Source organism: Methylosinus sp. PW1 (genome assembly GCF_000745215.1).
Lineage (GTDB): Bacteria > Pseudomonadota > Alphaproteobacteria > Rhizobiales > Beijerinckiaceae > Methylosinus.
In genome coordinates this window covers 570,630-593,480 of record NZ_JQNK01000009.1, presented here as the reverse complement: position 1 = coordinate 593,480, position 22,851 = coordinate 570,630, and the positions used below count along the sequence as shown (strand labels likewise).

The 22,851-nt window shown below is 65.6% G+C and carries 24 protein-coding genes; 7 read left to right on the top strand and 17 right to left on the bottom strand.

Features of this window, described 5'->3' with window-relative positions; all coding sequences use genetic code 11:
* Positions 1-108 precede the first annotated feature (108 nt).
* Positions 109-627 (top strand): DUF1269 domain-containing protein, encoded by a 519-nt coding sequence (locus K369_RS12080; RefSeq protein WP_026599014.1) that lies wholly within the window; start codon positions 109-111, stop codon positions 625-627.
* A gap of 25 nt (positions 628-652) precedes the next feature.
* Here the strand turns inward: K369_RS12080 and K369_RS12075 are convergent, their stop codons facing one another.
* From K369_RS12075 to K369_RS12065, 3 genes are all read right to left on the bottom strand, one after another.
* Positions 653-2,659 carry a DNA/RNA non-specific endonuclease gene (locus K369_RS12075; RefSeq protein WP_036294998.1) on the bottom strand — a complete coding sequence of 669 codons (2,007 nt, stop codon included), beginning with the start codon at positions 2,657-2,659 and terminating at the stop codon, positions 653-655.
* An 86-nt stretch (positions 2,660-2,745) separates the two neighbouring features.
* Entirely contained in the window at positions 2,746-3,522 is a 777-nt protein-coding gene (locus K369_RS12070; RefSeq protein WP_036291488.1) for a glycerophosphodiester phosphodiesterase family protein, read from the bottom strand.
* 3 nt (positions 3,523-3,525) lie between these two features.
* Positions 3,526-4,011: a RidA family protein gene (locus K369_RS12065; RefSeq protein ID WP_036291486.1), complete on the bottom strand. Its 486-nt coding sequence runs from the start codon at positions 4,009-4,011 to the stop codon at positions 3,526-3,528.
* A 268-nt stretch (positions 4,012-4,279) separates the two neighbouring features.
* Here K369_RS12065 and K369_RS12060 point away from each other — a divergent pair, with 268 nt between their 5' ends.
* A complete protein-coding gene (locus tag K369_RS12060) occupies positions 4,280-5,134 on the top strand; it encodes a cell envelope integrity EipB family protein (RefSeq protein ID WP_036291484.1) in 855 nt (284 codons plus the stop codon).
* Positions 5,135-5,197: 63 nt separating this feature from the next.
* On the opposite strand, the gene K369_RS12055 is transcribed toward K369_RS12060, so the two are convergent.
* From K369_RS12055 to K369_RS12045, 3 genes are all read right to left on the bottom strand, one after another.
* Positions 5,198-5,776, bottom strand: coding sequence for a carbonic anhydrase (locus K369_RS12055; protein ID WP_036291482.1), 579 nt, complete (start codon positions 5,774-5,776; stop codon positions 5,198-5,200).
* A gap of 108 nt (positions 5,777-5,884) precedes the next feature.
* A complete protein-coding gene (locus K369_RS12050; protein WP_036291480.1) occupies positions 5,885-7,531 on the bottom strand; it encodes a copper resistance D family protein in 1,647 nt (548 codons plus the stop codon).
* Positions 7,532-7,534: 3 nt separating this feature from the next.
* Positions 7,535-7,906: a copper resistance CopC family protein gene (locus tag K369_RS12045; protein ID WP_036291478.1), complete on the bottom strand. Its 372-nt coding sequence runs from the start codon at positions 7,904-7,906 to the stop codon at positions 7,535-7,537.
* A gap of 150 nt (positions 7,907-8,056) precedes the next feature.
* Here K369_RS12045 and K369_RS12040 point away from each other — a divergent pair, with 150 nt between their 5' ends.
* Both K369_RS12040 and K369_RS12035 read left to right on the top strand, forming a co-directional pair.
* A complete protein-coding gene (locus tag K369_RS12040; protein WP_036294996.1) occupies positions 8,057-8,983 on the top strand; it encodes a glycine--tRNA ligase subunit alpha in 927 nt (308 codons plus the stop codon).
* 108 nt (positions 8,984-9,091) lie between these two features.
* Complete coding sequence (locus K369_RS12035; protein ID WP_084570805.1) at positions 9,092-9,484, top strand: hypothetical protein; 393 nt, start codon at positions 9,092-9,094, stop codon at positions 9,482-9,484.
* Positions 9,485-9,490: 6 nt separating this feature from the next.
* Here the strand turns inward: K369_RS12035 and K369_RS12030 are convergent, their stop codons facing one another.
* From K369_RS12030 to K369_RS12015, 4 genes are all read right to left on the bottom strand, one after another.
* Positions 9,491-10,048, bottom strand: a complete 558-nt coding sequence (locus tag K369_RS12030; RefSeq protein ID WP_036291475.1) for a gamma-glutamylcyclotransferase — start codon at positions 10,046-10,048, stop codon at positions 9,491-9,493.
* 81 nt (positions 10,049-10,129) lie between these two features.
* Positions 10,130-11,431 (bottom strand): capsule biosynthesis protein, encoded by a 1,302-nt coding sequence (locus K369_RS12025; RefSeq protein ID WP_036291474.1) that lies wholly within the window; start codon positions 11,429-11,431, stop codon positions 10,130-10,132.
* 61 nt (positions 11,432-11,492) lie between these two features.
* Positions 11,493-12,527 carry a hypothetical protein gene (locus K369_RS12020; protein WP_036291472.1) on the bottom strand — a complete coding sequence of 345 codons (1,035 nt, stop codon included), beginning with the start codon at positions 12,525-12,527 and terminating at the stop codon, positions 11,493-11,495.
* Positions 12,528-12,784: 257 nt separating this feature from the next.
* Entirely contained in the window at positions 12,785-13,042 is a 258-nt protein-coding gene (locus tag K369_RS12015; protein WP_036291470.1) for a hypothetical protein, read from the bottom strand.
* Between the two features lie 314 nt (positions 13,043-13,356).
* Between K369_RS12015 and phaR the strand changes: the two genes are divergently transcribed.
* On the top strand, positions 13,357-13,971 hold the full coding sequence (gene phaR / locus K369_RS12010; protein WP_036294991.1) for a polyhydroxyalkanoate synthesis repressor PhaR: 615 nt from the start codon (positions 13,357-13,359) through the stop codon (positions 13,969-13,971).
* Between the two features lie 63 nt (positions 13,972-14,034).
* Here the strand turns inward: phaR and K369_RS12005 are convergent, their stop codons facing one another.
* The 3 genes from K369_RS12005 to gloB all read right to left on the bottom strand — a co-directional run bounded on the left by K369_RS12005 (position 14,035) and on the right by gloB (position 17,228).
* Complete coding sequence (locus tag K369_RS12005; protein WP_051949234.1) at positions 14,035-15,828, bottom strand: bifunctional diguanylate cyclase/phosphodiesterase; 1,794 nt, start codon at positions 15,826-15,828, stop codon at positions 14,035-14,037.
* A gap of 171 nt (positions 15,829-15,999) precedes the next feature.
* Positions 16,000-16,452 (bottom strand): cupin domain-containing protein, encoded by a 453-nt coding sequence (locus K369_RS12000; RefSeq protein ID WP_036291468.1) that lies wholly within the window; start codon positions 16,450-16,452, stop codon positions 16,000-16,002.
* A gap of 2 nt (positions 16,453-16,454) precedes the next feature.
* Positions 16,455-17,228, bottom strand: coding sequence for a hydroxyacylglutathione hydrolase (gene gloB, locus K369_RS11995; RefSeq protein ID WP_036291466.1), 774 nt, complete (start codon positions 17,226-17,228; stop codon positions 16,455-16,457).
* Between the two features lie 100 nt (positions 17,229-17,328).
* On the opposite strand from gloB, the gene K369_RS11990 reads away from it, so the two are divergent.
* Positions 17,329-18,084 carry a class I SAM-dependent methyltransferase gene (locus K369_RS11990; RefSeq protein ID WP_036291464.1) on the top strand — a complete coding sequence of 252 codons (756 nt, stop codon included), beginning with the start codon at positions 17,329-17,331 and terminating at the stop codon, positions 18,082-18,084.
* A gap of 7 nt (positions 18,085-18,091) precedes the next feature.
* Here K369_RS11990 and K369_RS11985 read toward each other — a convergent pair whose 3' ends face one another.
* From K369_RS11985 to K369_RS11975, 3 genes are all read right to left on the bottom strand, one after another.
* On the bottom strand, positions 18,092-18,799 hold the full coding sequence (locus K369_RS11985; RefSeq protein ID WP_036291462.1) for an alpha/beta hydrolase: 708 nt from the start codon (positions 18,797-18,799) through the stop codon (positions 18,092-18,094).
* A 43-nt stretch (positions 18,800-18,842) separates the two neighbouring features.
* Positions 18,843-19,751: a DMT family transporter gene (locus K369_RS11980; protein WP_036291460.1), complete on the bottom strand. Its 909-nt coding sequence runs from the start codon at positions 19,749-19,751 to the stop codon at positions 18,843-18,845.
* Between the two features lie 136 nt (positions 19,752-19,887).
* Positions 19,888-20,892 (bottom strand): outer membrane protein, encoded by a 1,005-nt coding sequence (locus K369_RS11975; RefSeq protein WP_036291458.1) that lies wholly within the window; start codon positions 20,890-20,892, stop codon positions 19,888-19,890.
* Between the two features lie 300 nt (positions 20,893-21,192).
* Here K369_RS11975 and K369_RS11970 point away from each other — a divergent pair, with 300 nt between their 5' ends.
* Positions 21,193-22,470: a cystathionine gamma-synthase family protein gene (locus tag K369_RS11970; RefSeq protein WP_036294987.1), complete on the top strand. Its 1,278-nt coding sequence runs from the start codon at positions 21,193-21,195 to the stop codon at positions 22,468-22,470.
* Here K369_RS11970 and K369_RS11965 read toward each other — a convergent pair.
* Complete coding sequence (locus K369_RS11965; RefSeq protein ID WP_036291456.1) at positions 22,455-22,685, bottom strand: hypothetical protein; 231 nt, start codon at positions 22,683-22,685, stop codon at positions 22,455-22,457. The two genes, K369_RS11970 and K369_RS11965, sit on opposite strands and share 16 nt — an antisense overlap.
* Positions 22,686-22,851: the final 166 nt, after the last annotated feature.

Genomic DNA, 22,851 nt, shown 5'->3' with positions numbered 1-22,851 from the left:
GGGTGACGGCGGAGCGCGCATCGTCGTCTCGCATTCGCGCGGTCGTCGCAACGACACGTTCACGCGCTTCAATGAGGATGCGCGTCTTCCGACAAGAGGAGAGCTTTCATGTCCGATCTCGTTGTCATCGTCTATCCGACCGAGGCCAAGGCCGAGGATATTCGGCAAAAGCTGTTCGAGCTGCAGAAGGAATATGTGATCGAGATCAGCGACGCCGTCATCGCGGTCAAGGAGCCGAGCGGCCATGTGAAGCTGAACCAGCTCCTCAACACCACCGCGGCCGGCGCCGTGAGCGGCACCTTTTGGGGCGCGCTGATCGGGCTCATCTTCCTCAATCCGCTGCTCGGTGCGGCGATCGGCGCGGGCGCGGGCGCGCTCAGCGGCGCGCTCACCGATTACGGCATCAACGACGCTTTCATGAAGCAGCTCTCGGAGACGCTTCAGCCCGGCAACGCCGCGCTCTTCGTGCTGATCCGCAAGCTGACGGCCGACAAGCTGCTCGATGCGGTGAAGGGCACTGGCGGGATCGTGCTCAAGACCTCGCTCGATCACAATAAGGAGCAGGCGCTGCGTGACGCGCTCGCCGCGCATGTTTCGACGGCGGTCGCCGCGCCTTCGACGCCTTGATTGCGCCGAAGCATCCGAGACGCGGTCAGCGTCTCGGATGCTGCACGTCGGCCAGCGTGCGCAGCCGTCGTCCGGCGCCGGGGCCGGTGAAGACGTCGGCGCTTCTCACTGCGTCCGGGAAGCGCAGTCCCGTCTCCGTTTCGATTTTTGTCACCGGAACCTGAAAATTCTGGCCGGGCTCCGCGCTGTTCGGGCCTACCGGCAGCTGCTCGAAGGGAATGTTCAGAGCATAGTCCTGCTGGCTGACCAGATAGGCGCTCGAGTAGAGCGCGCCCCTGCGGTCGGCGACGACGACGACTTTCCAGAAGAATTGCGGGATCAGCACGCCGCGATGCTCTTCGTCGTCGGATCGGAACAGGGGGCCGGTGAAGACGCTGGCGCGGACATCTTCCTCGTCGGTATTGTAGAGAATGAAATTCTCGAGACCCTGCCAGAGGTCGGCGCCTTGATTGAAGCCCCAATATTGGGGCGAGCAATTGGTCCAGTGGAAGGTGTCGTCGTTCGCCTGCTTGGCTTCGCGAATCGCGCCCCAGACCGGGTCCAGCCGGCGCACCAGATGGCCGCGGTCGAAGTAGTTCTTCCCCGGCACGGGCTCGTTTCCGTAGAGTTCGTCGCCGTTCTGCAATTCCTCCGGCAGGCGCGGGTCATAGTACCAGGCGTCGGCGCCGCGATCGAGATTGACCCATTTGGCGCCGTCTATGTTGACGGCGGTGAAAAAGGCCAGCTTACGCTTGGGGTCGCCATTGAAGACGACCGAGAAGTGCAGATAGCGCAGAACGTCGTCCGAGGCGCCGGCGATTTTCGCCGGGCTGCCGAAGCGCAGCGCATTGGGGCCGAGCGTCGGCAAGGGCGCGGCTACCGGGAGAAAATTCGGGTCATAGCCTTTTCTGCCGTCGAAATAATTGGCCGGATGCGTGCGCCGTTTCGGTGCGCGCGCAGCTTCCAGCGCGGCCGATTGCGCGACGAGGATCGTCGGAGCGCCGATGATCGGCGGGCCGACGATGCTCTGCAAGGGCTGCGCGCCTGGAAAGGGCGCAACGCCGGATGCGTCGGCGAGCAAGTCTCCAATCAGCGCGGAGCGCGGCGTCGCCGAGGATTTGACCTGCTGCTCGAGGTCGGCGAGCAGCTTGGACACACGCACGCCCTCATTGGCGATCCATTTGATCTTCTCGCCCTCGAGCCGCCGCGCCGTCGTCGCCGGGGCGGTCGATCCGTCGGCGAGCGTCCAATGCTCGACGCCATTGACGATCGTGCGCTCCGGCACGCCGGCGTGATGGAGGCAGACGACCTGCCAGGCATCCGTGCACACGGGCGCGCCGGAGGAGCCGGGCGCGGTGTCCGACGAATACCAGAGGAAATCGTCCTTCGAAGAATCTCTCTCGTCGCCATATTTGACGATCTTGTTCTCTCGCAGCGAAATGCGCTTCGTGCGCGCGTCGGGGTGCTGGATGATCGTGACGTAATTGCCAGTGTCGATCTTGCCGGTGCGCGCGTCGAGACGCAGATAGCCGAAATCGGCGAGCGCGGCGCCGTCCTCGCTGCGCTCTGCGACGACGACGATGGTATAGTCCAGACGATTTCTCGGACTGGTGACGAAGCCGTCCTGAGGCGACAGGGCGAAGCGGGTGCTGCGGCGCAGCCGGCCCGAGCCGTCGAGCTCGTAGCCGAACTCGATCGTCGCGCGCAGCGCGTCCTCGGGCGTGGGCAATACGTGATTATTGGTCAGCAGCAGGCGCGGGCCGATCAGAAAGCCAGTTCCCCATTCGCTCCCATTGCCGACGAGGGCCGGCGCATTGATGCGGCACACGGCGCGCGCCGCCATGAGGCCGCGTTCGAGATAATTGATCTCGACGAGATCATTCGCGCCGATCAGCGCTTCATAGGCGTCGAAATCGACGCCCGCGCCGGCGCGCACGCGATGCACGATCTGATCGACCACACGGGCGGAATCCGGCGTCGGGCGCGGGGCGGCCTGTCCAGATCGGATCTGGTCGCGCAATTCGGCGTCGTCGAACTTCGATTCGATAATCATTTCGAGCTCCAAATAAAATTAACGATCGATATTAGCGTGAGCTCGACGATAGATTTATGACGGATAACGACGTCGGACGAGGCCGCTCAGGGCGCAAATCCCTCGAAGACGATCTGATCGGCGAAGGCGAGAGCGGCCTTCGCCTGTTCCGCGCTGCGCACCGTCCATGTCGTCACCGGAACGCCGAGCTCCTCGCGGCAGCGGCGCGGAATCGCATGCGGCAGATCGGCGACGTTCCAGGAGAGAAAGTCCGGCCGCGTGCGCGCGACATGGGAGAATTTCGTGAGCTCCTCCCGCTGCGCGGCGGTGAGAAAGCTCCAGTCCGGCCCTTCGTAAGACGCCTCTGCGACAATGCCGAGCGGAACGCCGGAAATGCCCAAGCTATCGAAATGCGCGCGCAATTCAGCGATCGGCGCGGGGTCGAAGCTCTCGATCGCCACGGCTCCGCGATAATGTGCGACAATATCCGCGACATTGCGCGCAAGGGCGGGATCGCCGTCGAAACGGCTCTTGATCTCGATGAAGAGCGGAACATTTCCGCCGATCGTCGCGAGAAGATCGCGCAGCGTCGGCACGCCTTCGCGCGTTCCGCGCAAGGTGAGCCGCGCGATTTCGAAACGAGTCAGCGCGTCGAGACGGCCGGTCGCATCGGTCAGGCGCTCCAATGTCTCGTCGTGGAAGACGACGACCTCGCCATCGGCGCTCGCCTGCACGTCGCATTCTATGGCGTAACCGGCGCAGGCGGCGGCGCGCGCCGCCGACAGTGAGTTCTCGGCCACGCCTTTTGCGAGATCGTGCAGGCCTCTATGCGCGATCTTATGTTCCGTGAGCCAAGGGTAACGGCCGCCGCCGCCCGGGCTCATCGGCTACGCCAAAATCTCGAAGGTCGCGTCCACCTCCACCGCGGCGTCGAGCGGCAGCTGGGCGACGCCGACGGCGAAGCGCGCATGGCGTCCATTCTCGCCGAGCACAGCGGCGACGAGATCCGACGCGCCGTTCAGCACTTGCGGAATCTGGCCGTAATCGGCGGCGCTGTTGATGAATCCGCCGAGCCGCAGCACGCGCAGTCTGGCGAGATCGCCGCCCGCCGCGACCGAGGCTTGCGCGAGGAGATTGAGCGCGCAGATGCGCGCCGCCGCTTGGCCGGCCTCGAGCGCGACCGAGGCGCCGAGCTTGCCCTTATGCGCGGGATCGATCGCGCCGCCGGCGCCGACCGGCAATTGTCCCGAGACGAAGACGAGATTGCCGGAGCGCGTCCAGGGCACGTAATTGGCGACCGGCGCCGCCGGAGTGGGGAGGGTTAGACCCAGCGCCTCGAGCTTTTCGAGCGGCGTCTTCGCTGTGTCGGACATTGCGCATCCTTTCCGAATCTCTGAAGAAATTTGCAGCTTTGCCGCCGACCGTAATTTGGCCAAGGTCGGGAGGCAATGCGTCGAGCGAGACTTCGCCTCGACATCTCGCTCGTCCGAGATAGAGTGGACGTCAGCGCGGGCGCCGCGCCGCGACGACCCGCCGGAGCGAAAATAGAGCCCTCCGGCCCCTGTCGTCGTCGACGCGAAGCGCCGGGAGACGCCGGACCCGAAACCAACCAAGAGCGCGACAGAGGGAGAAAGACCCCATATGGCTCAAAAATATCTCATCGGCGCGACGCTCGCCTGCGCCTCCTTCCTCGCGCTCGCCGCCCATGCCGAGAGTGCGGCCACTGTGGCGGCCGTCACCGGCCATCCGCAGCTGACGCCGCATCGCGCCGTCTATGATCTGACGCTGGCGCAGGCCTCGGGCAGCAAGGCGCCGACCTCGGCGCGCGGCCGCATCGCTTTCGATTTCACCGGCTCCTCCTGCGAGGGCTGGGTGCAGAATTTCCGCCAGATCACCGAGCTGCAGCCCGCCGAAGGCCCGCCGCGCCTCTCCGACATGCGCTCCGCCACTTTCGAGGCCGGCGACGGCAAGGATTTCCGTTTCCGCATCGAGACCAAGCTCGACAATGTCCAGGCCGAGGACATAGACGGCAAGGCCAAGAAGAAGACCGGCGCCGCGCTCTCGGTCGATCTCGCCCGGCCCAAGCCGTCGACGCTCTCGCTGGACGGCGGCGCGCTGTTCCCGACCGAGCATCTGCGCCATATCCTCGCCGCGGCCCTCTCCGAGGAGCGCATTCTCGAGGCCAAGGTCTTCGACGGCTCCGGCGACGGCGAGAAGGTCTTCGACACGATGAGCGTCATCGGCCGGCCGACCAGCAGCGTCGTCACCGAAAAGGCCGCGCAGATCAAGGAGCTCGAAGGGCTCAAGCGCTGGCCGGTGTCGATCTCCTATTTCGAGCCGGGCAAGCGCGACGAGCAGCCGGTCTATGTGCTGTCCTTCGACCTCTATGAGAATGGCGTCTCCCGCGCGCTGAAGCTCGACTATGGCGATTTCGCGCTGACCGGCGAGATGACCGAGCTCTCCATTCTGCCGAGCGCGGCCAACTGCAAGATGTGAGGCTTCGGGCCGAGCTCGCGAAAAAAGAAAGCCCGGCGCGTCGCGTCGGGCTTTTTCGCTTCATCAGGCGGCGCGGCCCGCCTCGGTCGCCTTGGGGACCTCGATCAGCTTGCCGCTCTTCACATCATAGATGAAGCCGTAGATGGGAATATTCTTCGGCGTCAGCGGATTCTCCCGGATGCGCTTCACATCCTGATAGACGCTCTCCTCCTGCGACTCGATGGTGAGCCATTTCACGAAATGGCCCGCCGTGCATCCGCCGCCATGCTGGGGATTGGACCATGTGGTCCCGTCGAAGGCCGCGGTGGCCAAGCTGTCGTCGAGAAGATCGGCCATCACCTCGTCGCAGAACAGCTCCATGCCGCAATCGGAATGGTGGATCACGAACCATTCGAGCGTGCCGAGCAGCTTGTGCGAGATGATCAGCGAGCGAATGGCGTCATCGGAGGCGCGTCCGCCGGCGTTGCGGATCACATGCGCGTCGCCTTCGGAAAGGCCGGCGTATTTGGCCGGGTCGAGGCGCGCATCCATGCAGGTCAGAATGGCGAAACGCCGCGCCGGCGGCAGAGCGAGCTTCGCCTTGTCTCCGAAATCCGCGACATATTTGTCGTTCGCCGACAAGACTTCCGCGAGAATCGTCATTGGTCCCTCCCATTCGGCCATTCACCGTCGAGGGTTTCTATGGCGCGGGCTTTTGACGGCTGAAATGCAGAATTTTCATGAAGCCATGAAATGCGTGCATAAGTCGAATCACGCCTCTCGATAGGCGAGCAGCATCAGGCCGGCCAGAGTGAAGGCGATGGGCCAGACGATGCCGGCGATGCGCGCGCCGCGGCCGTCCAGGCGGATCTCCAGCCAGCGGGCCGAAGAGGCGAGCAGGCCGACCAGCGCCAGCGGCGTATGCGTGACCTCGATCAGAAACTCTTCCCTTATGTTGGAGAGCCCATGCGAATGGGCGAGCAGCAGCGCGCCGCCGACGCCGGTGATGAAGGGGAAGGCGAGCGGCGCCCATTGCGCCTTCACGCGCCGCGTCCGCACGCGCCACTCGAAGATTCCGAAGCCGATGATGAGCGCGAGGAAGATGCGGTGCTGCGCGATCTCGGGGTCGCGCAGGCTCTCGATGAGTCCGAGCTGGCCGAGCGGCCAGACCGCCTCGTCGGCGCGCAGGAAGAGAAAGCCGGCTAGGCCGAGCATCAGCATCGGCCAATGACGCGCGAGCGGGGCGAGGCGACGCCAATGCTCGAGCAGCGCCAGCAGCCCCATGGCGGCGACGAAGAGCCCGGCGATGTGGTGGTTATATTCGGACCAGGCGATGTCCTCGGCGTTGCGCTGCGCGGCGATGGAGGCGGTCACCGCGTCGCTCGCCTCCGTCGATGACGTTTCATCGGCGCGCGCGGTCTGGACGGGCGGCAGCGAGACGGAGAGGGTGGAGTGATCCGGGCTCTCGAGGCGCGGCGGCCATTGCGGGGTCAGGCGCTCCACGATCTCGGCGAAGCTCACCCGGTCGCGCGCGAGATCGACGGCCGGCGGCAGCGAGGAGAGCGAGGCGGCGGCGAAAACAACCGTCCAGCCGACGCCGATCTCCACCTCCGCGAAACGACGCAGCCGCGCGAAGGCGTCTCGATCGGCCGGGGAGCGGCGGACGGCGAGGAAATTGAGCGCGCCGAGCGACAGCAGGCCGGCGAAGAGGATGGTCTTGGCGCCCACCATCACGCCATAGGCGGCGCCGTAGAAATTCTCGACCGCGCCGATATAGACGATCGACATGGCGACGCCGCCGGCGGCGATCATCGCCACGGCGACCGTGGAGAGATGCGAAAAGCGCAGGCCGATGGCGCGCTGCGCCTCGCCATCCGAGGCGCGGGCCAGCGCCATGAGGAAATAGGGAATGCCGCCGATCCACAGAGCGACGCCGGTGAGATGCGCGAGTTCCGCGGCGACGAGGCCCGGCGGATTGTCCAGCCGGCTGACGGCGTGCGTGGCGCCGAGCCGGGCGCAGATCAAAGCCGCCGCGAAGGCGGCGAGGGGCAGGGGCTGCGCTACGCCGCCGCGAATCGCGAAGGCGAGCGCGAGGGCCGGCGCCGCCGCGAGCGCATCGGCCTTCACCGCATCGGCGGTGAGCGCATCCGCGAAGGAGAGCTCCAGCGCGCCGACGAGCATGGTCGCGAGCGCCGCGGCGTCGAGAGAGACGAGACAGGCGAGGGCGATCGCGCTCCAAAAAACGATTCGTCCGGCGCGCGCGGCGATGGGCTTCGCCGCCGCGCCGAGCCGCGGCTCCAGCGGCTCGGCGATGAGCAGCAGAAAGGCGACGCCGCCGACGGCGAGCGACAGCGCCCCCGAGATGGAGCCGCGCAGAATGACGCTGAGAAAGCCGTAGATTTCGATGAATTGCTGCATGGCTCAGCGGCCGACGCGAAAAGAGATGTCGCCGCGGGTGATGTGTCCGTCGACGCTCAGCACCTGCCAATGCAGCCGATAGGCGCCGTGCCGAAGATCATGCAGCCCGGCGCGCAGCTCATCGGCGGCGCCCTCGAGCAGCGGAAGCACAGTTCCATGCATGTCCGGCGAGACCAGCAGCAGCCGCGAGCGGCGAGCGTCGATCCGGCAGTTGAATCTCAGCTCCACATCGAGATCGGGTCCAAAGACGATCTGCGCTTCGCGCGGCGTCGATTCCGAGAGGACGGCATGCGCCTGCGCAGGCCTCGCTCCGTCGATCCAAATCGCCGCCGCCGCCGCCCCGCCGATCGCTAAGACGATATCACGCCCCCTCATTCCAGCCCTGCGCTCCTTTGTCATCGCCGGCGGCTGGACAATAGCGCGGGCGGCTGGACCGCGCGCGGCTTTTTTGCGGGCGCCCCCGCCGCGTTGACCGGCGCGCGCGCCGCGACTAGCCTGCCGCCCGCAGCATGAGGATCGATGCAAATGACCGCGCCAGACAGACTTTCTCCCACCCGCTCGTTCCAGGGCCTCATTCTGACCCTGCAGAATTTCTGGGCGGCGCAGGGCTGCGTCATTTTGCAGCCTTACGATATGGAGATGGGCGCAGGCACATTTCACCCCGCGACCACTCTGCGGGCGCTCGGCCCCAAGCCTTGGAAGGCGGCCTATGTGCAGCCGAGCCGGCGCCCGAAGGACGGCCGCTATGGCGAGAACCCCAATCGGCTTCAGCACTTCTATCAATATCAGGTGATTCTGAAGCCCTCGCCGTCGGATCTGCAATCGCTCTATCTCGCCTCGCTGGCGGCGATCGGCGTCGACGCGAAGCTGCATGACATCCGCTTCGTCGAGGATGATTGGGAGAGCCCGACTCTCGGCGCCTGGGGATTGGGCTGGGAATGCTGGTGCGACGGCATGGAGATCTCGCAATTCACCTATTTTCAGCAGGTGGCGGGCTTCGATTGCGCGCCTGTCGCCGGCGAGCTGACCTATGGGCTCGAGCGGCTCGCCTGCTATCTGCAGGGCGTCGATTCGATCATGGAGCTGAATTTCAACGGCGGCGACGAGGACAAGGTCACTTACGCCGATGTGTTCCTGCAGGCCGAGCAGGAATATTCACGGCATAATTTCGAGGCCGCCGACACAGAGAAGCTGTTCTCCGATTTCCGCGCCGCCGAGGCCGAATGCCGCAAGCTGCTCGCCTTCGGCGACAAGGGCGAGGGCGAGCGCCATCTGATGGCGCTGCCCGCATATGATCAATGCATAAAGGCCAGCCACGCTTTCAATCTGCTGGATGCGCGCGGCGTGATCTCCGTCACCGAGCGGCAGAGCTATATTCTGCGCGTGCGCGAATTGGCGCGCGCCTGCGGCGCCGCCTGGCTGCGCACGGAGGGCGGCTCGGCGGCGGCGTAGACCAAAAGGCCCCTCCGGGCGAATACGAACAGTTTGACAAATGTTCTTTTTATGTTCTAATTTTGTTCTTGTCTTTCTTCGAGGCTTTTCGTGAGGGGCGTCATGTTCGTGATCGATCGAGTCCAGGACCGGGGCGGAAGGCCGGCGGCCGAAGCATCGGTCATTCGCGGAGGCGGATTGGCGGCGCTACATGCGACGCCTCTGCGCGAGCGCTTCTATTCCTGGCGCGCCGGCCGCGGCGAGCGCTATGTCTGCACGATATTTTCGGCGGAGGAGGAAGCGCTGGTGGCGGGTTTCGCCCGCGCCGTCGTCATCGGCGTGGCGCGCGAGGGCGCGGAACGCCGGCCGGTCTGCGTGCTCTCGACCGAGGAATTCGATGCGCCGAGCGGCCGCCTCGCGCGCGCGGCGGCCGTCGCTCTCGGCGTGAACGAATGGCATGTGCGCTTTTGCGCTCTGCCGGTCGAGGTCGCGCGTCACCTCGCCAAAGCCTTGCTGAACTGAGCTTTTTCAGGCGCTCTCGGCGAGGGAGGCCGTCGGCGCCGAAAGTCGGCGCACGATCTCGGCGAGGGCCGGATCGTGAATGTCGAGCTGCTGAAGATGCGCGTGCGTGTTGCGGACGTAGGAGGGGTTGTCGCCCGAGGCGCCGACGCCGCTCTCCACGAGCCGGGTCATCTCGTCGATCGACAGGCGCCCGGCATATTGCTCATGGGCGCGATCGACGATGAAGGCGAGCGCGCGGGCCGAGCCGCCCTCGGCGAAGCGCAGCCCCACATTGCGCTCGATATAGACAGAGGTCACCAATTCGCGGGCGCGCAGATAGGCGATCGTCTCCTCGCGCGCAGCTCCGGCGATCCGAAAGGCGACGCCGAGGCAGGAGCCGCCATAGTCGAGGCCGAGCACCAGGCCCGGGCGCTCCCGCGTTCCGCGGTGGACATGGGAGAAGACGCAGAGCGATCGGTGGTAGCCATGCACCCAGGCGAGGGCGCTTTCGAGAAATTCGAAACCCGGCCGCCACATCAAGGAACCATAGCCGAAGACCCAGAAATCGCCGTCCATCGTCGCCATCGATCGTAAGCCTCTCCTTTCGCGCTTTCCCTTCGATTCTGCCGCCCGCTAGAGCTTATCGCGTCTCGCCGGGCCTGCGCGTCACAGCCTGTGATCCTCGATCGTCGCCAGCAGCAGCACGACGATGCTCCACACGATGGCGAAGGCGAGGAAGATCAGCAAGGGGTAAGTCAAGCGGTGCGGATAGCGGGAAATCTCCGGCGCCGCCGGGGGAACGAAGACGGTCAAATAGATGCTCTGCCGATTGGCGCGCAATTGCGCGCGATCGAGATCGGCCTTGGAGAGCGCATAGAAGCGCTCGGCGAGCGCCTTGCGCACCTCGAGCTCCTCGAACTTCGCCAGAATTCCAGCCACGGTAGAGCTGGAGGAGCGCGCGCCGTCATTGGAGGTGAGCTTGCCCTTCAGCTCCTTGATCTGCTTCTCGGCGGAGTCGAGCTGCTCGCGCAGCACGCGCACCGTCGGCGCGTCCGGCGACAATTCATGTCCGGCGACGAAAAGCTCGCTCTCGAGCTTGATTTTCTGCGCGACGAGCGGCGCCAGCAGCTTGCCGATCTCGGTTCCGGTCAGGGTCGGGTCGATGACGCCGAACTCGTCGCGGAACTTGTGCAGATCGGACAGCGTCGCCTGCACCGCCTCGAAGGAGCGGCGCACGTCTCTCTCCGCCATTGCGGTGGCGTCGCGGCGCGCGCGCTCGGAGATGCGATTGACCAGCGCCTCGCTCGCCGCGACGATGGCGTTGGCGAGCGCGTAGGCGTCCTCCTTGCGGAAGGCGCGGACATTGACGGTGACGAGGCTGGAATTGGCGTCGACCGTGGTCTCGACCATGGATTGCCAATAGTCGGTCAGCTGCTCCATCGTGGCGTTGCGGCGCAGGCGCGCCCAGAAATCGGCCTCCGGCCGGCGGTAGAGAGCGCGCAGATCGAGCTTGGCCATCACATCGCTGACGATCGCGCGGCTGCGGATGTAGCTCGTGACGATATAGGCGTTCTGCCCGGACGGCGTGAAGGTGAAGGCCGCCGACTCGCCCTTGGGCGTCGCGACGGCCTCAAGCTCGATCGCGCGCACCGCGAAACGCGTCTCGACCGCGAATTGGTCGGCGGCAAGAAAGGCGAAATAGACCGACGCCACGAAGGACGGAATGATCACGAAGGCGATGAAGCTCAGCCACAGCGGCGGAATGCGCGTTCGGCTCTCGAGCGCGCGATTGGCCTCCATCGCGATCCGCTCGACCTGGTCGACGATCTGACGCGCGGTCTCCGGCGCATTGGCGAGCGGCCGCAGCCATGCGGCCGGCACCAGCGAGCGCGCGGGCTTCGGCTCCAGCTTCGGATCTATACGCGAGCGGAGGCGCTCGTCGTCGAGCGGCGGCCTGGTCTCGATCATCGGCGCCCGCCGGCGATCCGCGCCTGGGTCGGCGCGCGCTTTGCCGCGTCAGCAATCTTCGTCAAAAGGCCTCCTCGATCGCCGCTTTGGCGGTTTGGTAGATTTCGAGGTCCTGCTCCAGCAGCAGATCGACCTCCGGCAGCCGGCGCAGCTCCCGCGCCAGCTCGCCCACCGCCGCGAAATGCGGCAGCGTCGGCAGAACGCCGGGCTCTATGTCGAGCAGGGCCTCCACCTCCTCGAGAAAACGGTCCTGACTTTCCCGCAGCCCGACAACAGAAAAGCTGGCGAGAGCGGCGAGCGCCTTGGCGACGCCGTTCTTGGGCGGCGGTTCGTCCAGCGCCTCGGAGGCGAGCTGCCGCGTCAGCGGATTGGCGAGCGCGCCGATGACGTCGCGCGGCATCGAGTCGAAAGCGCGCCGCAGGCCGGAGCCGTCCGGCTCGATCTGCTGCGCGAACTCGATCGCCCGTTGATAGGTGAGCATGTCGCGCGGCCCCAGCAGCTCCTCGCCGAAGCGCGAGACATGCTTGAGCGTCAGCAGCCGCTCGGCGAGCTCGAGATAGGGGTCGTGCATCAGTATGATGGAATTGAACTTGTCTTGCAGATAGTTGGAATAGCTCGAGAAGGTCAGGCGGCCGCTCACATAGAGCGAGTTGACGTTCTCGAGCATGAAGACCTGCAGCGCGGTCTCGCGTCCATGCCGCTCCACGCCCTTGTGGAAGAACTGAAATCTATGCTCGACCTTCTCGTCCAGCCGCCACAGCGGAAAGAGATGCGTCTCCAGCCGAAACACGCGACGATGCGTGACCTCCGAGCTATTGCGCCGGCGGTAGATCATGATGCCGGATTCGGCGTCGCGAATCTCGAGGCTCTGATTCGACACGAGGTCGGGAACGATCGAGCTGTCGACGGTGAAGCCGCACAGGCCGGTGGCGTGACGGCCGGCGGCCACCAGAGACGGCCGCGCCTCGCGGCAGGGCAGCTCCGCGATCTCTATGCCGCTCTGAGTGATGCGAAGCGTCGGCGAGGCGGTATAATCGTCTGGAACGACATAGCCGACGATCTGGTCGCCACGGTCGGCTTCTATGTTGAACAACATGAGCCCAATTCCGTTTCCGGCCCGTCTCGCTCTCGCCGGCGTCCTTCAGCGCCCGTATCGGGCGGGGCGCCGATCGGCGAATCGGCCGCCTCGGCGCGCTGTTTCGCATATGGACGAGCCCGTCTCAAGCGCTCGGGCTCTCGGCGGGGCGCTGCGGCGCCGCGCCTTTCATAGCCTATTGCTGCGCTGCGGGAAACCGCATGCCGCATTGCGGCAAAAAATCGTGAGAACACCCTTTTTCCGTCAGATTTCCGCCATCACCACCAGCCCCGACCCCAATAGCCGCCGCGCGGCCCATAGCCATAGGGATAGTCGTAGCGGGCGGCGCGTCGATCGGCGGAGCGGTCGAGGTCCACCTGCATCAGGCATTTGGAGAATGGGTCGGTCCCGGGCCGGAAACCATAATTTCGGCAGCGGATTTCATCGGCGGCGCGCTGCTCGGCCAGGCTCGTGGTGTTGCAGGCCCCGACGAGGAGCGCCGCGGCCGCCGCGAGCAGCAGCTTGGTGATCGGCATATCGTCCTCCTATGGGCGTTCGGCGAATGGTGTATGCAATATAGCCGAGGCTGCGGCTCTTATCGAGAGGCTACCGCGCCTCGAATTCGACCTTTGCGGGAGGAAAAAACCTTTTCGCGACGAATTTATTGCGGGATGCGTGCGGTTGCGGCTATCGTTCGGAAAGAAGCTGCGATCGCTCAGCGCGTCGCCGGACGAGAAGCGAGGAAATTTTGCTACGCACGCCGAAATATGAGAAGGGAGCCGGCGCTCAACCCGCCGGAGCCGAGAAGATCGTGGCGGCGCGCCAGGACGACGGAGGCGGCGGGCGGAACATGGCCACCGAAAAAAAGCCGACGACGATCAAGAAATACGCCAATCGGCGGCTCTATGACACGGGCACGAGCACTTACGTCACGCTCGAGGATCTCGCGGCAATGGTCAAGCGCGGCGAGGATTTCGTCGTCTGCGACGCCAAAACGGGGGAGGACATCACCCGCCCCGTGCTGACGCAGATCATTTTCGAGCAGGAGGGCAAGGACGGCCAGAGCCTGCTGCCGATCGCTTTTCTGCGCCAGCTCATCCGCTTCTATGGCGATTCGATGCAGATGCTGGTGCCGAGCTATCTCGAGTTCAGCATCGATCGGCTGACGCGCGATCAGCAGAAATTCCGCGATCAGGTCTCGCAGGCGCTCGAAGGCGCGCCTTTCGGCGAGCCGACTCGTCAGGCGTTTCAGTCGCTCGAGGAGCAGGCGCGCAAGAATATGGCGGTGTTCCGCCATGCGTTGACCATGTTCAACCCCTTCGGCCTGCCGACCGAGCCGCCCGCCGCCTCGACCGAGACGACAGCGGCCGCCGCCGAGCCGCCGCGCTCCGATCTCGACGAGATGAAGCGTCAGCTCGACGAGCTGAACAAGCGCATCGATCAATTGTCGACGAAGAGCGGCTGAGCTCGGGTTGTCGGCGCGATCCGGCTCGCCCTCGACGGGCGAGCCGCGAAGCCTCGGCGCCGCTCAGGCGCGCCGGGAAAGGTTTTGCGACTCGCCCGGCGCCGCGACCACCACCGCCGAGCCGAACAGCGAGCCCTGGAAGTAATCGACGCCCCAGCCTTGCAGCAGCTGCGCCGTCTCCTCGTCCTCCACCCATTCCGCGACGATCTTCAGGCCGAGATGCCGCGCGAGATCGGTGAGTGTGCGCACGAAGAAGCGATCATCCTGCGATTTGATGATGTTCTGGATGAAGACGCCGTCGATCTTGACGAAATCGAAGTCCAGCAGGCGCAGATTGCGGAAGGATGTGTGCCCGGCGCCGAAATCATCCATGGCGAATTTGATGCCGAGGCCCTTGCAGTCGGTGATCAGCTGCCGCGTCTTGTCGAAATCGTCGATCAGCGTCGTCTCGGTGATTTCTATGGTGAGGCGATCCGCGACGCCCGGATAGATTCGCGTGGCGTTGGCGAGCCATTCCGGCCATTCGGGATCATGCAGCGTGGCGACCGAGGCGTTGACCGAGATCCGCAGCGACGGATCGGCGCGCAGCTGCGTGAGCGCCAGCTCCAGAACGCGCTGATCGAGAAGGCGCACCAGGCCGGATTTCTCGGCGATGGGCAGAATGTCGCCGGGCACGACGATGGAGCCGTCGGCGAGCCGCACGCGCAGCAGCGCCTCGTAAAAGGCCGTATGGCCGGTCTGCGCTTGCACGATGGGCTGAAAGGCCAGCTCGACGCGGCGCTCATTGAGCGCGGAAACGACGCTGTCGGAAATCTGCAGCGCATGCAGCCGCCCATTGTCGCGCGCCAGCGAGGTGGCGTAGCAGACGAGCCGATGCGCATTGCGCTGGCGCGCGGCGTCGAGCGCCTCCTCGGCGTGCTGGAACAGCACGGCCGGCGATCTTCCATCGCGCGGCGCGACGACGGCGCCGATGCGCGCCGATACGGAAACCCCGCCCACTTCGGTCGCGAAAGGCGTTTGGGCGATCACCTCGATGAGCCGCTGGCCCGTCGATTTGGCCTGCTCGACGTCGCAATTCTCGAGCAGAACGGCGAATTTATTGCCGGCGTAGCGCGCCACGAGATCATTGACGCGAATATTGGTCCGCAACCGCGAGGCGAGGCCGACAATGATCTCGTCGCCGGCGTCGTAGCCATAGGTGCGATTGAGCGCGAAGAGATTCTCCAGCGCGACGAGCAGAATGGTGAAAGGCTTGCGCGTCTTCTCGGGCTGTCCGAGCAGGCGCAGCGAATGTTCCGCCAAAAGAGCGCGGCTCATCGCCCCGGTGAGCGCGTCGAATTGCGCGCTGCGCGTCATGCGGCGCTCCATCTCGTGGCGCTCGGTAATGACGCGCACGAGGCCGTGAGCCCGGCTCGGGCGGCCGTCGCGGCCGGCGAACCATTTGCCGCAATCCTCGATCCAGATCAGCGGGCCGCCGCCGGTCTCGCGCGGCGGCACGAGCGCATAGATGGCGTTGAAGAACACGCCATTGCCGTCGTCGCTGCCGGTGGCGGTGACGATGGCGTCGAAGCGCGAGGTCGCGCTCTGCGCGCCGAGCCGCTCGCCATAGGCGCGCCCGCTCGAGAGATCGACATCGGCGAAGCTGGTCAGCACCTCGGCGAGATTGTCGCCCCAATCGAGCCGATCGGTCGCAATGTCCCACGTATAGGCGAGCATGCCGATCGAGGCGAGAATGTCGCGCGCATCCGGTCCCGCGGGCTGCCGCGGCTCCGCGGTCGGAGCGGGCGTTGTGGGGGAGGAGTCCGGCTCCTGCAATCCCGTGGAAACCGCCTTATCGGCGAGATGGCGCAATTGCATCGGTTGGGCCTGATCGAACGAATACGGATGAAGCGAGTATTGGGGGCCAAAAGTAAACGGCTCGTTTAGCGCTCCGCCGCCGCGCCGCGGGCGCGCGACGCGCCGCATCGGCCGGCGCGTGAGGATCGCCCGTTTTCACTCATTCGCGATCCAAAATCGGCGTGATTCGGCCTATTCCGCGCTGTCTTCGCGCAGCGGAGAAAAATCCGCGGCGGCCAGCTCGAAGCGGGAGAACTCGAAGCCCGGCGCGACCGTGCAGCCGACCAGCGTCCAGGCGCCGAGGCTGCGCGCGCTCTGCCATTGATCGGCCGGCACGACGATCTGCGGCTGCTCGCCCTGCGTCACCCGCGAGCCGAGTATCTGCCGCGCGCTCGTCGCGCCCGTCGCGGAAATGTCGAGAGCGAGCGGCGCGCCGGCGTAATAATGCCAAATCTCGGCGGCGTCGACGCGATGCCAGGCGGAGACCTCGCCCGCGCCGAGCAGATAATAGATGGCCGTCGAGGCGGCGCGGCCGTCCGCGACCGCGCGGGAATCACGAAAGGTCTCGCGATAGAAGCCGCCTTCCGGATGCGGCGAGAGGGAGAGCAGCCGCGCGATATCGGCGGCCGTGAGGCTCGTATCCATCGTCATCGAAACACATTCTTTCTTTCGCGGATCTGCGTGAAGACATGGACCGGATCGGCCGTATCCATGCCGAGCGTGCGCTGCAGCTGTGGGTCCTCGGCGCGCAGGAAGGGATTTGTGGCGAGCTCGAGAGCGATGGTCGTCGGCAAAGTGGGCTCGCCCGCGGCGCGCAGCGCGTCGACCTCGCGGGCGCGCTCGGCGAGCAGAGAATTGTCTGGATCGACGGTGCGCGCGAATCGCGCATTGGCCTGCGTATATTCGTGGCCGCAATAGACGCGCGTCTCCGGCGGCAATTCGGCGATCTTCTCCAGCGAGGCGTACATGACGTCCATCGGCGTCTCGAAGACGCGGCCGCAGCCCAGCGAGAAAAGCACGTCGCCGACGAAGAGAATCTCCTCCGCCTCGAAATGATAGAGAATATGGCCGGTCGTATGGCCCGGCGCCTCTATCACCCGCGCCGTCGCGGAGCCCACCATCACCGAATCGTCCTCGCCGACCTCGAGGTCGAGGCCGGGGATGCGGGCGCGATCCTTGCGCGGGCCGACGGTGCGCGCCTTTGGAAACAGCGCCTTCAGCCCCGCCACGCCCTGGATGTGGTCGGCGTGGTGATGGGTGACGAGAATATCGGTGAGCGTCCAGCCGCGCCGCGACAATTCCGCCGCTATGGCGCGCGCGTCGGGCGCGTCGATGGAGGCGACGGCGCCGGTCGCCTCGTCCCGCAGCAGCAGGCCGAAATTATCGGCGAGGCAAATGAATTGAACGACCTCGACGCTCATTGCGCTGCTCCTGTCGAAACGCATAGGATCGGCGGGGCGACGCGGCCGCGACCGTTTCTCGCGCTTGCGTCGCGCCGTAGATAAATGCGAAATAGCAGATATGTCGCTCGACGTCGTCGACTTGCGGAATTTTTACGCTTCGCCGCTCGGCCAGGTGGCGCTGCGCCTCGTCGGGCGCATGGCGCGGACCCGCTGGGAGGATCACTCCGGGCTGCGCGTGCTCGGAATCGGCTACGCCACGCCCTATCTCGTCGATTTTCAGGAGCGGGCGCAGCGCGTGCTCGCCTTCATGCCGGCCGCCCAGGGCGTCGTCCATTGGCCCAATGGCGGCCGCTCGGCCTCGGCGCTGGTCGAGACGACAATGATGCCGCTGCCCGACGCCAGCATCGACCGCGTTCTCGTCGTCCATGCGCTCGAGGTCGGCGAATCGCCGCGCGACATTTTGGAGGAGATTTGGCGCATTCTCGCGCCGGGCGGCCGGGTGATCGTCGTCGTCCCCAGCCGCTCGGGCCTGTGGGCGCGGGTGGATACGACGCCCTTCGGCCATGGCCATCCCTATTCGCGCGGTCAGCTGCAGAGCCTGCTGCAGGAGACGCTGCTGCTGCCCGTCTACTGGGGCGAGGCGCTCTATGTGCCGCCCTTCGCCCGCGCCTCGCTGCTGCGCTCGGCTCCCGCCTTCGAGCGAATCGCCGGGCGCTTCTCGCTGCCCGGCGGCGGGGTTCATATCGTGGAGGCGACCAAGCAGCTCTATCGGCCGGCCGGCCTGCGCCGCGCCGTGCGCCGCGCCCTGCCGCCGCTGGACGAGGTGCTGGCCCCGGTGGGCGCCGGCGCCGGGCGCGACGCCCCTGCGCTCTGAGAAAGGCTCAGCGGGGGGCGGCCCCGCCTCCGCGGCGGCCGAACTCGACCGACAGGCCGAAGCTCCTGGCCAGAAACAGGCCGCCATGCAGCAGTCCGGCATTGTCTATGCCATGGTCGAGCCCGGCGGACAGATGCCATTGCGTCGGAACCTCCGCCTTGGCCAGCGCATTGGCCGAGAGCAGCAGCGCATCGGCCGGGATCATCGAATCCTCCTCGCCGTGGACGAGCAGCACCGACGGCGGCTTGGCTCCGAATTGCGGGGGGATATCGGGCGGCTCGCCGCCCGCGACGAGAACGCCCGAATAGCCGAGAATGGCGGCCGGCGCGCGGCGCAGCCGCAGGCCCACATGCAGCGCCAGCATTGTCCCCTGGCTGAAGCCGACCAGAGCGAGCTTGCTCTCGTCCAGCTCGTTCTTCGCTAGCTCCTCGGCGAGGAAGCTCTCCAGCAGGGGCCGCGTCGCCACCACGCCGCGCCAGCGCTCGCCGGGGTCGCGCATGGTCAGCGGAAACCATTGTCGTCCATTGGGCGACAGCGCGCAGCGCTCCGGCGCATGGGGGGAGACGAAGGCGGCGTCCGGCAGGAAGGACCGCCATTGCCGGCCGATCTCGATGAGATCATTGCCGTCCGCGCCATAGCCGTGGAGGAAGACGACGAGCTGCTTGGCCTTGCCGGCCTTGGGCTGAATACGGGGGCCGTCGATCTGGGACGCCATGTTTGATCTCGCAATTCTGAGAGGATGCGGGCCGAATCGGCCGCTATCCGCCGTTCAACACGGCCGCGACTCCGGCGATCAGCATCGCCAGGCCGAGCCATTCCCGCGCTTCGGTCCTCTGCGCGAACATGCGGCGCGTGACCATTTGCGCGAACAGGACCTCGATCAGCGCCAGCGTGCGCACCCGCGGCGCGGTCTCGAGAGCGAAAGCCAGGAACCAGAACAGCGTCGCAAAGGCGCCGAGCAGTCCCGCCGAAAGCGATTCCCGCCATTGGGCGACGATGGCGAAAAGGCCCCCGCGGTCGAAGACGCCCAGATAGAGCAAGATCAGCGCCGTTTGCAAGACGAGCCCGAGAACCAGCTCGGTCGCGGCCGCGACCATGATGGAGGGGCCGCCGAGCGCCAGCACGCCCTCGCGATAGAGAACCGTCGAGCCGCCGAACAGCGCCGCCGAGGCGAGTCCGTAGAGAATCGGCCGCCAGGTCGCGCCGCGCAACGCCGCCGCGGGATCGGGCAACGACAGAGCGAGCACGCCCAATGTCGCGCAAAATGCGCCGAGCGCGAGCGCCGGCGTCGCCTTCTCGCCGAGAAACAGCATTCCGAAGACGACGATCTGCGCCGCTTCCGTCTTCAGCAGCGCCGTCACAATGACGAAGGAGCGTTCCTTCATCGAGACGAGCATCAACGCCGTCGCCGCGATCTGCAGCGCGGCCGCCGCTGCGATGACGAGCACAGCATGCGCTCGCGGCGCCGGCGGCGGAACATCGGCGATGGCGCAGGCGCCGGCGAGAATGAGAAAGGCGAAAGGACAGCCGAAGAGAAAGCGCACGAAGGTCGCGCATGCGGCGCCGAGCTTGTCGGTGAGATCGCGCTGCAGCGCGTTGCGTAGCGTCTGTCCGCCAGCGGCGGTGAGAGTGAATGCGGCCCAGGCCCAGGCGGGAGCGGATGTCATTTGCGGCGGAGCTCTCGTTGCGTCGCGCCTTACTAGCGCGATCGGCGCCGAGATATCCACATTCGATCGACGATGAACGCGAAAAGCCCGGCCGCGAAGGCCGGGCTCTCGTGATCGCGACAGCGCTAGGGCCGGATCAATATCTGGCGACGACCGGCACGGGCGGCGCCGAGATGAAGTGATAGTTGATGCCGACGCGCGCGATATGGCCGTCGAATTTCACGCGCGTGACGCCCTGGTTGATCGAGGCCAGCAGCGGCGAGGTGATGCCGAGGAAGCTGACCGACGGGCCGGTCGCGGCGATCGGGCTGTTGAGGTAACGCGCCGTGCCGAGATCGTAGTAGAGATATTCGGCCTTGAAGCTCAGGTTCGGAGCGAACAGCCACTCGATGCCGCCGCCGACCGTCCAGCCGATGCGCGATTGATCGTAGCGCGAGAAACCGCCGATCGAGCCGTAGGGCACGCTGACCGAAAGGAGCGGAGGGAGAAGGGACAGCGTGTTGTTCACATAGAAGGACTGATGCGTCGCCGCCTGCGTTCCGCCATAGGCGAGACCGCCGGTGGCGTAGATCAGGAAAGACGGTCCCCAGATGTAGCCCAAACGGCCGCGCACAGTGCCGAGCCAATCCGTGCGCGTCGTCACCGTGGTGGCGCCGGCGGCGGAGCGGTCCAGTCTGAGAATGCCGGGTCCGATGTCGAAGGCGTTCCACGACGAGCCGCTGACGAAGCTGCTGTCGCTACGGATGCCGGCTCCTTGCAAATCGGCTTCGAGACCGACCAGGAAGCTGTTGCCGAATTGGTAATTGTAGCCGACCTGGCCGCCTCCGATGAATCCGTTGCGCTGCGTGTTGGCGGTCCCGCTCAAAGCGAGAGCGGCGCCGCCGGCGCCAGGATCGATCACGAGGGGAGCGAGGAAGCCATTCGGTCCGAGCGAGTCGTAGATGTGGGCGGTCGTGACATCGATGTTGTTGCTCGCGCCGAACGAATAGCCGGCGTTCAGACCGACGTAGAATCCGGTCCACAGGGGCGGCGGCGGCAGCGGAGGCGGCAACGGAGCCTTGACGGCCGGCAGGTCCGCGGCCAGCGCCGCTCCAGCGGAGAGAGCCAGTGCAATCGCGGTGGCTGAGAATAACTTCTTCATCGAGGAATCCTTTTCAACAAAGTTTTGTCACCGCATGGGCCGCGCGCTGTCGCTGTCCGCTCGCCGTGGGTAATGCGGCTATTGAAATGCTAAGTCGCACGCCGAGATTCGGTCAACGGCGGTGAGCCGCAACGACGTGACATTTCATCGATTTTCTGTGACTGTGACGCACATGCGACCTTAGCGAAAAAAGCTACGTATTCATTTGTGTGGAGACGATCGAAGAATGCGCGCGCGCAGGATTTCATTTACGGAATCGCAATCGATCTTCCGCGCCGAGTCGATGACAGGAGAGAGATCATGAGCAGCGAACGCTATCACAAGATCCGCATCGGCGATCATCGTCTCCACGCAGAGACGCTGATGCTCGGCTATGGCTATGATCCGGCTCTCTCCGAAGGATCGGTGAAGCCTCCGGTGTTTCTCACATCGACATTCGCTTTCCGCACGGCGGAGGATGGACGCGATTATTTCGACCATATCGCCGGCCGCGGCGCGCATGCGCGCAACGAGGCGCCGGGGCTCGTCTATTCGCGCTTCAATCATCCCAATCTCGAGATCCTCGAGGACCGACTCGCCGTGCATGAGAATGCGGAGGCTGGCCTCGTCTTCTCATCCGGCATGTCGGCGATCGTCACGACGATCCTCGCCTATGCGAAGCCGGGCGAGGTGATTTTGCACAGCCGCCCGCTCTATGGTGGAACCGAGGTGCTGATCGGCCGCACGCTCGCGCCATTCGATATCAAAAGCGTCGGCTTCGCCGACGGGCTCGACGAGACTGTCGTGCGCAACGCCGCCGAGCGCGCAATGGCGATTGGCAATGTCGCCATGATCTTCGTCGAGACGCCGTCCAATCCGATGAACAGCCTTGTCGATATCGACATGGTGGCGCGCATCGCGCAGGAGATCGGCGCGCGCCAAGGGCGTCGTCCGATTCTGTGCTGCGACAACACATTGCTCGGTCCCGTGTTCCAATCGCCGCTCGAGCATGGCGCCGATCTCTCGCTCTATTCGCTCACCAAATATGTCGGCGGCCACAGCGATCTCATCGGCGGCGCCGTCATCGGCGCGCATGCGGCGCTGGCGCCGATCCGCACGATGCGCAACGCCATAGGCACGCAGCTCGATCCGCATTCCTGCTGGATGCTGGCGCGCTCGCTGGAGACATTGTCGTTGCGCATGCGGCGCGCCGCCGGCAATGCGGCGATTGTCGCCGAATATCTCTCCGCGCATCCGAAGGTCGCGCGCGTGCATTATCCGCCGCTGCTGCCGCCGGCTCATCCGGCGCGCGCGCTGATGCAGCGTCAATCGAGCTCCGCGGGCTCCACCTTCTCCTTCGATGTCGAAGGCGGCGAAAGGGAAGCTTTCGCTTTCCTGAACAGGCTGCAGATTTTCAAATTGGCGGTGAGCCTCGGCGGCACGGAGTCGCTCGTGTGTCATCCGGCGACAACCGTGCATTCTGGTTTGGCGGAGGAGGCGCGACGCGAGATCGGCATCACGCCGGCGCTGGTGCGCATGTCGATCGGCATAGAGCATCCAGACGATCTCGTCGCCGATATCGCTCAGGCGTTCTCCTGAGCGATCACATCGCCGAGAATGATTCGCGCCACGAAATCGTCGCAGCGTCGCCGCAGGCATTCGTCGGGACATTCGGTGGCGTAATGCTCGCCGAGCGCGGTTAGACAAAATCGCGCGAGCGCGCGCTCGTCCTCTCGCACGCCTGCGGGTGCGGCGCGCGCCGCCGCATCGAGCAGCGCGTCGATCTTGTTCCGCTCGCCTTCGATATCGCACATGGCCTTCTCCTTTCGCTTTCGCCGCGCCGATGATGGCGGCGTTTCTGGCGATATCGTGGAGCTGCGGCTGGAAAGCTTGCAGAGTAGGATTTTGGAAATCTTGCAGCCTCCTCGGCCGAGGCGGGGCTTGATCGCGACGCGGCGCCGCGCGACGATGGCCTCCAAT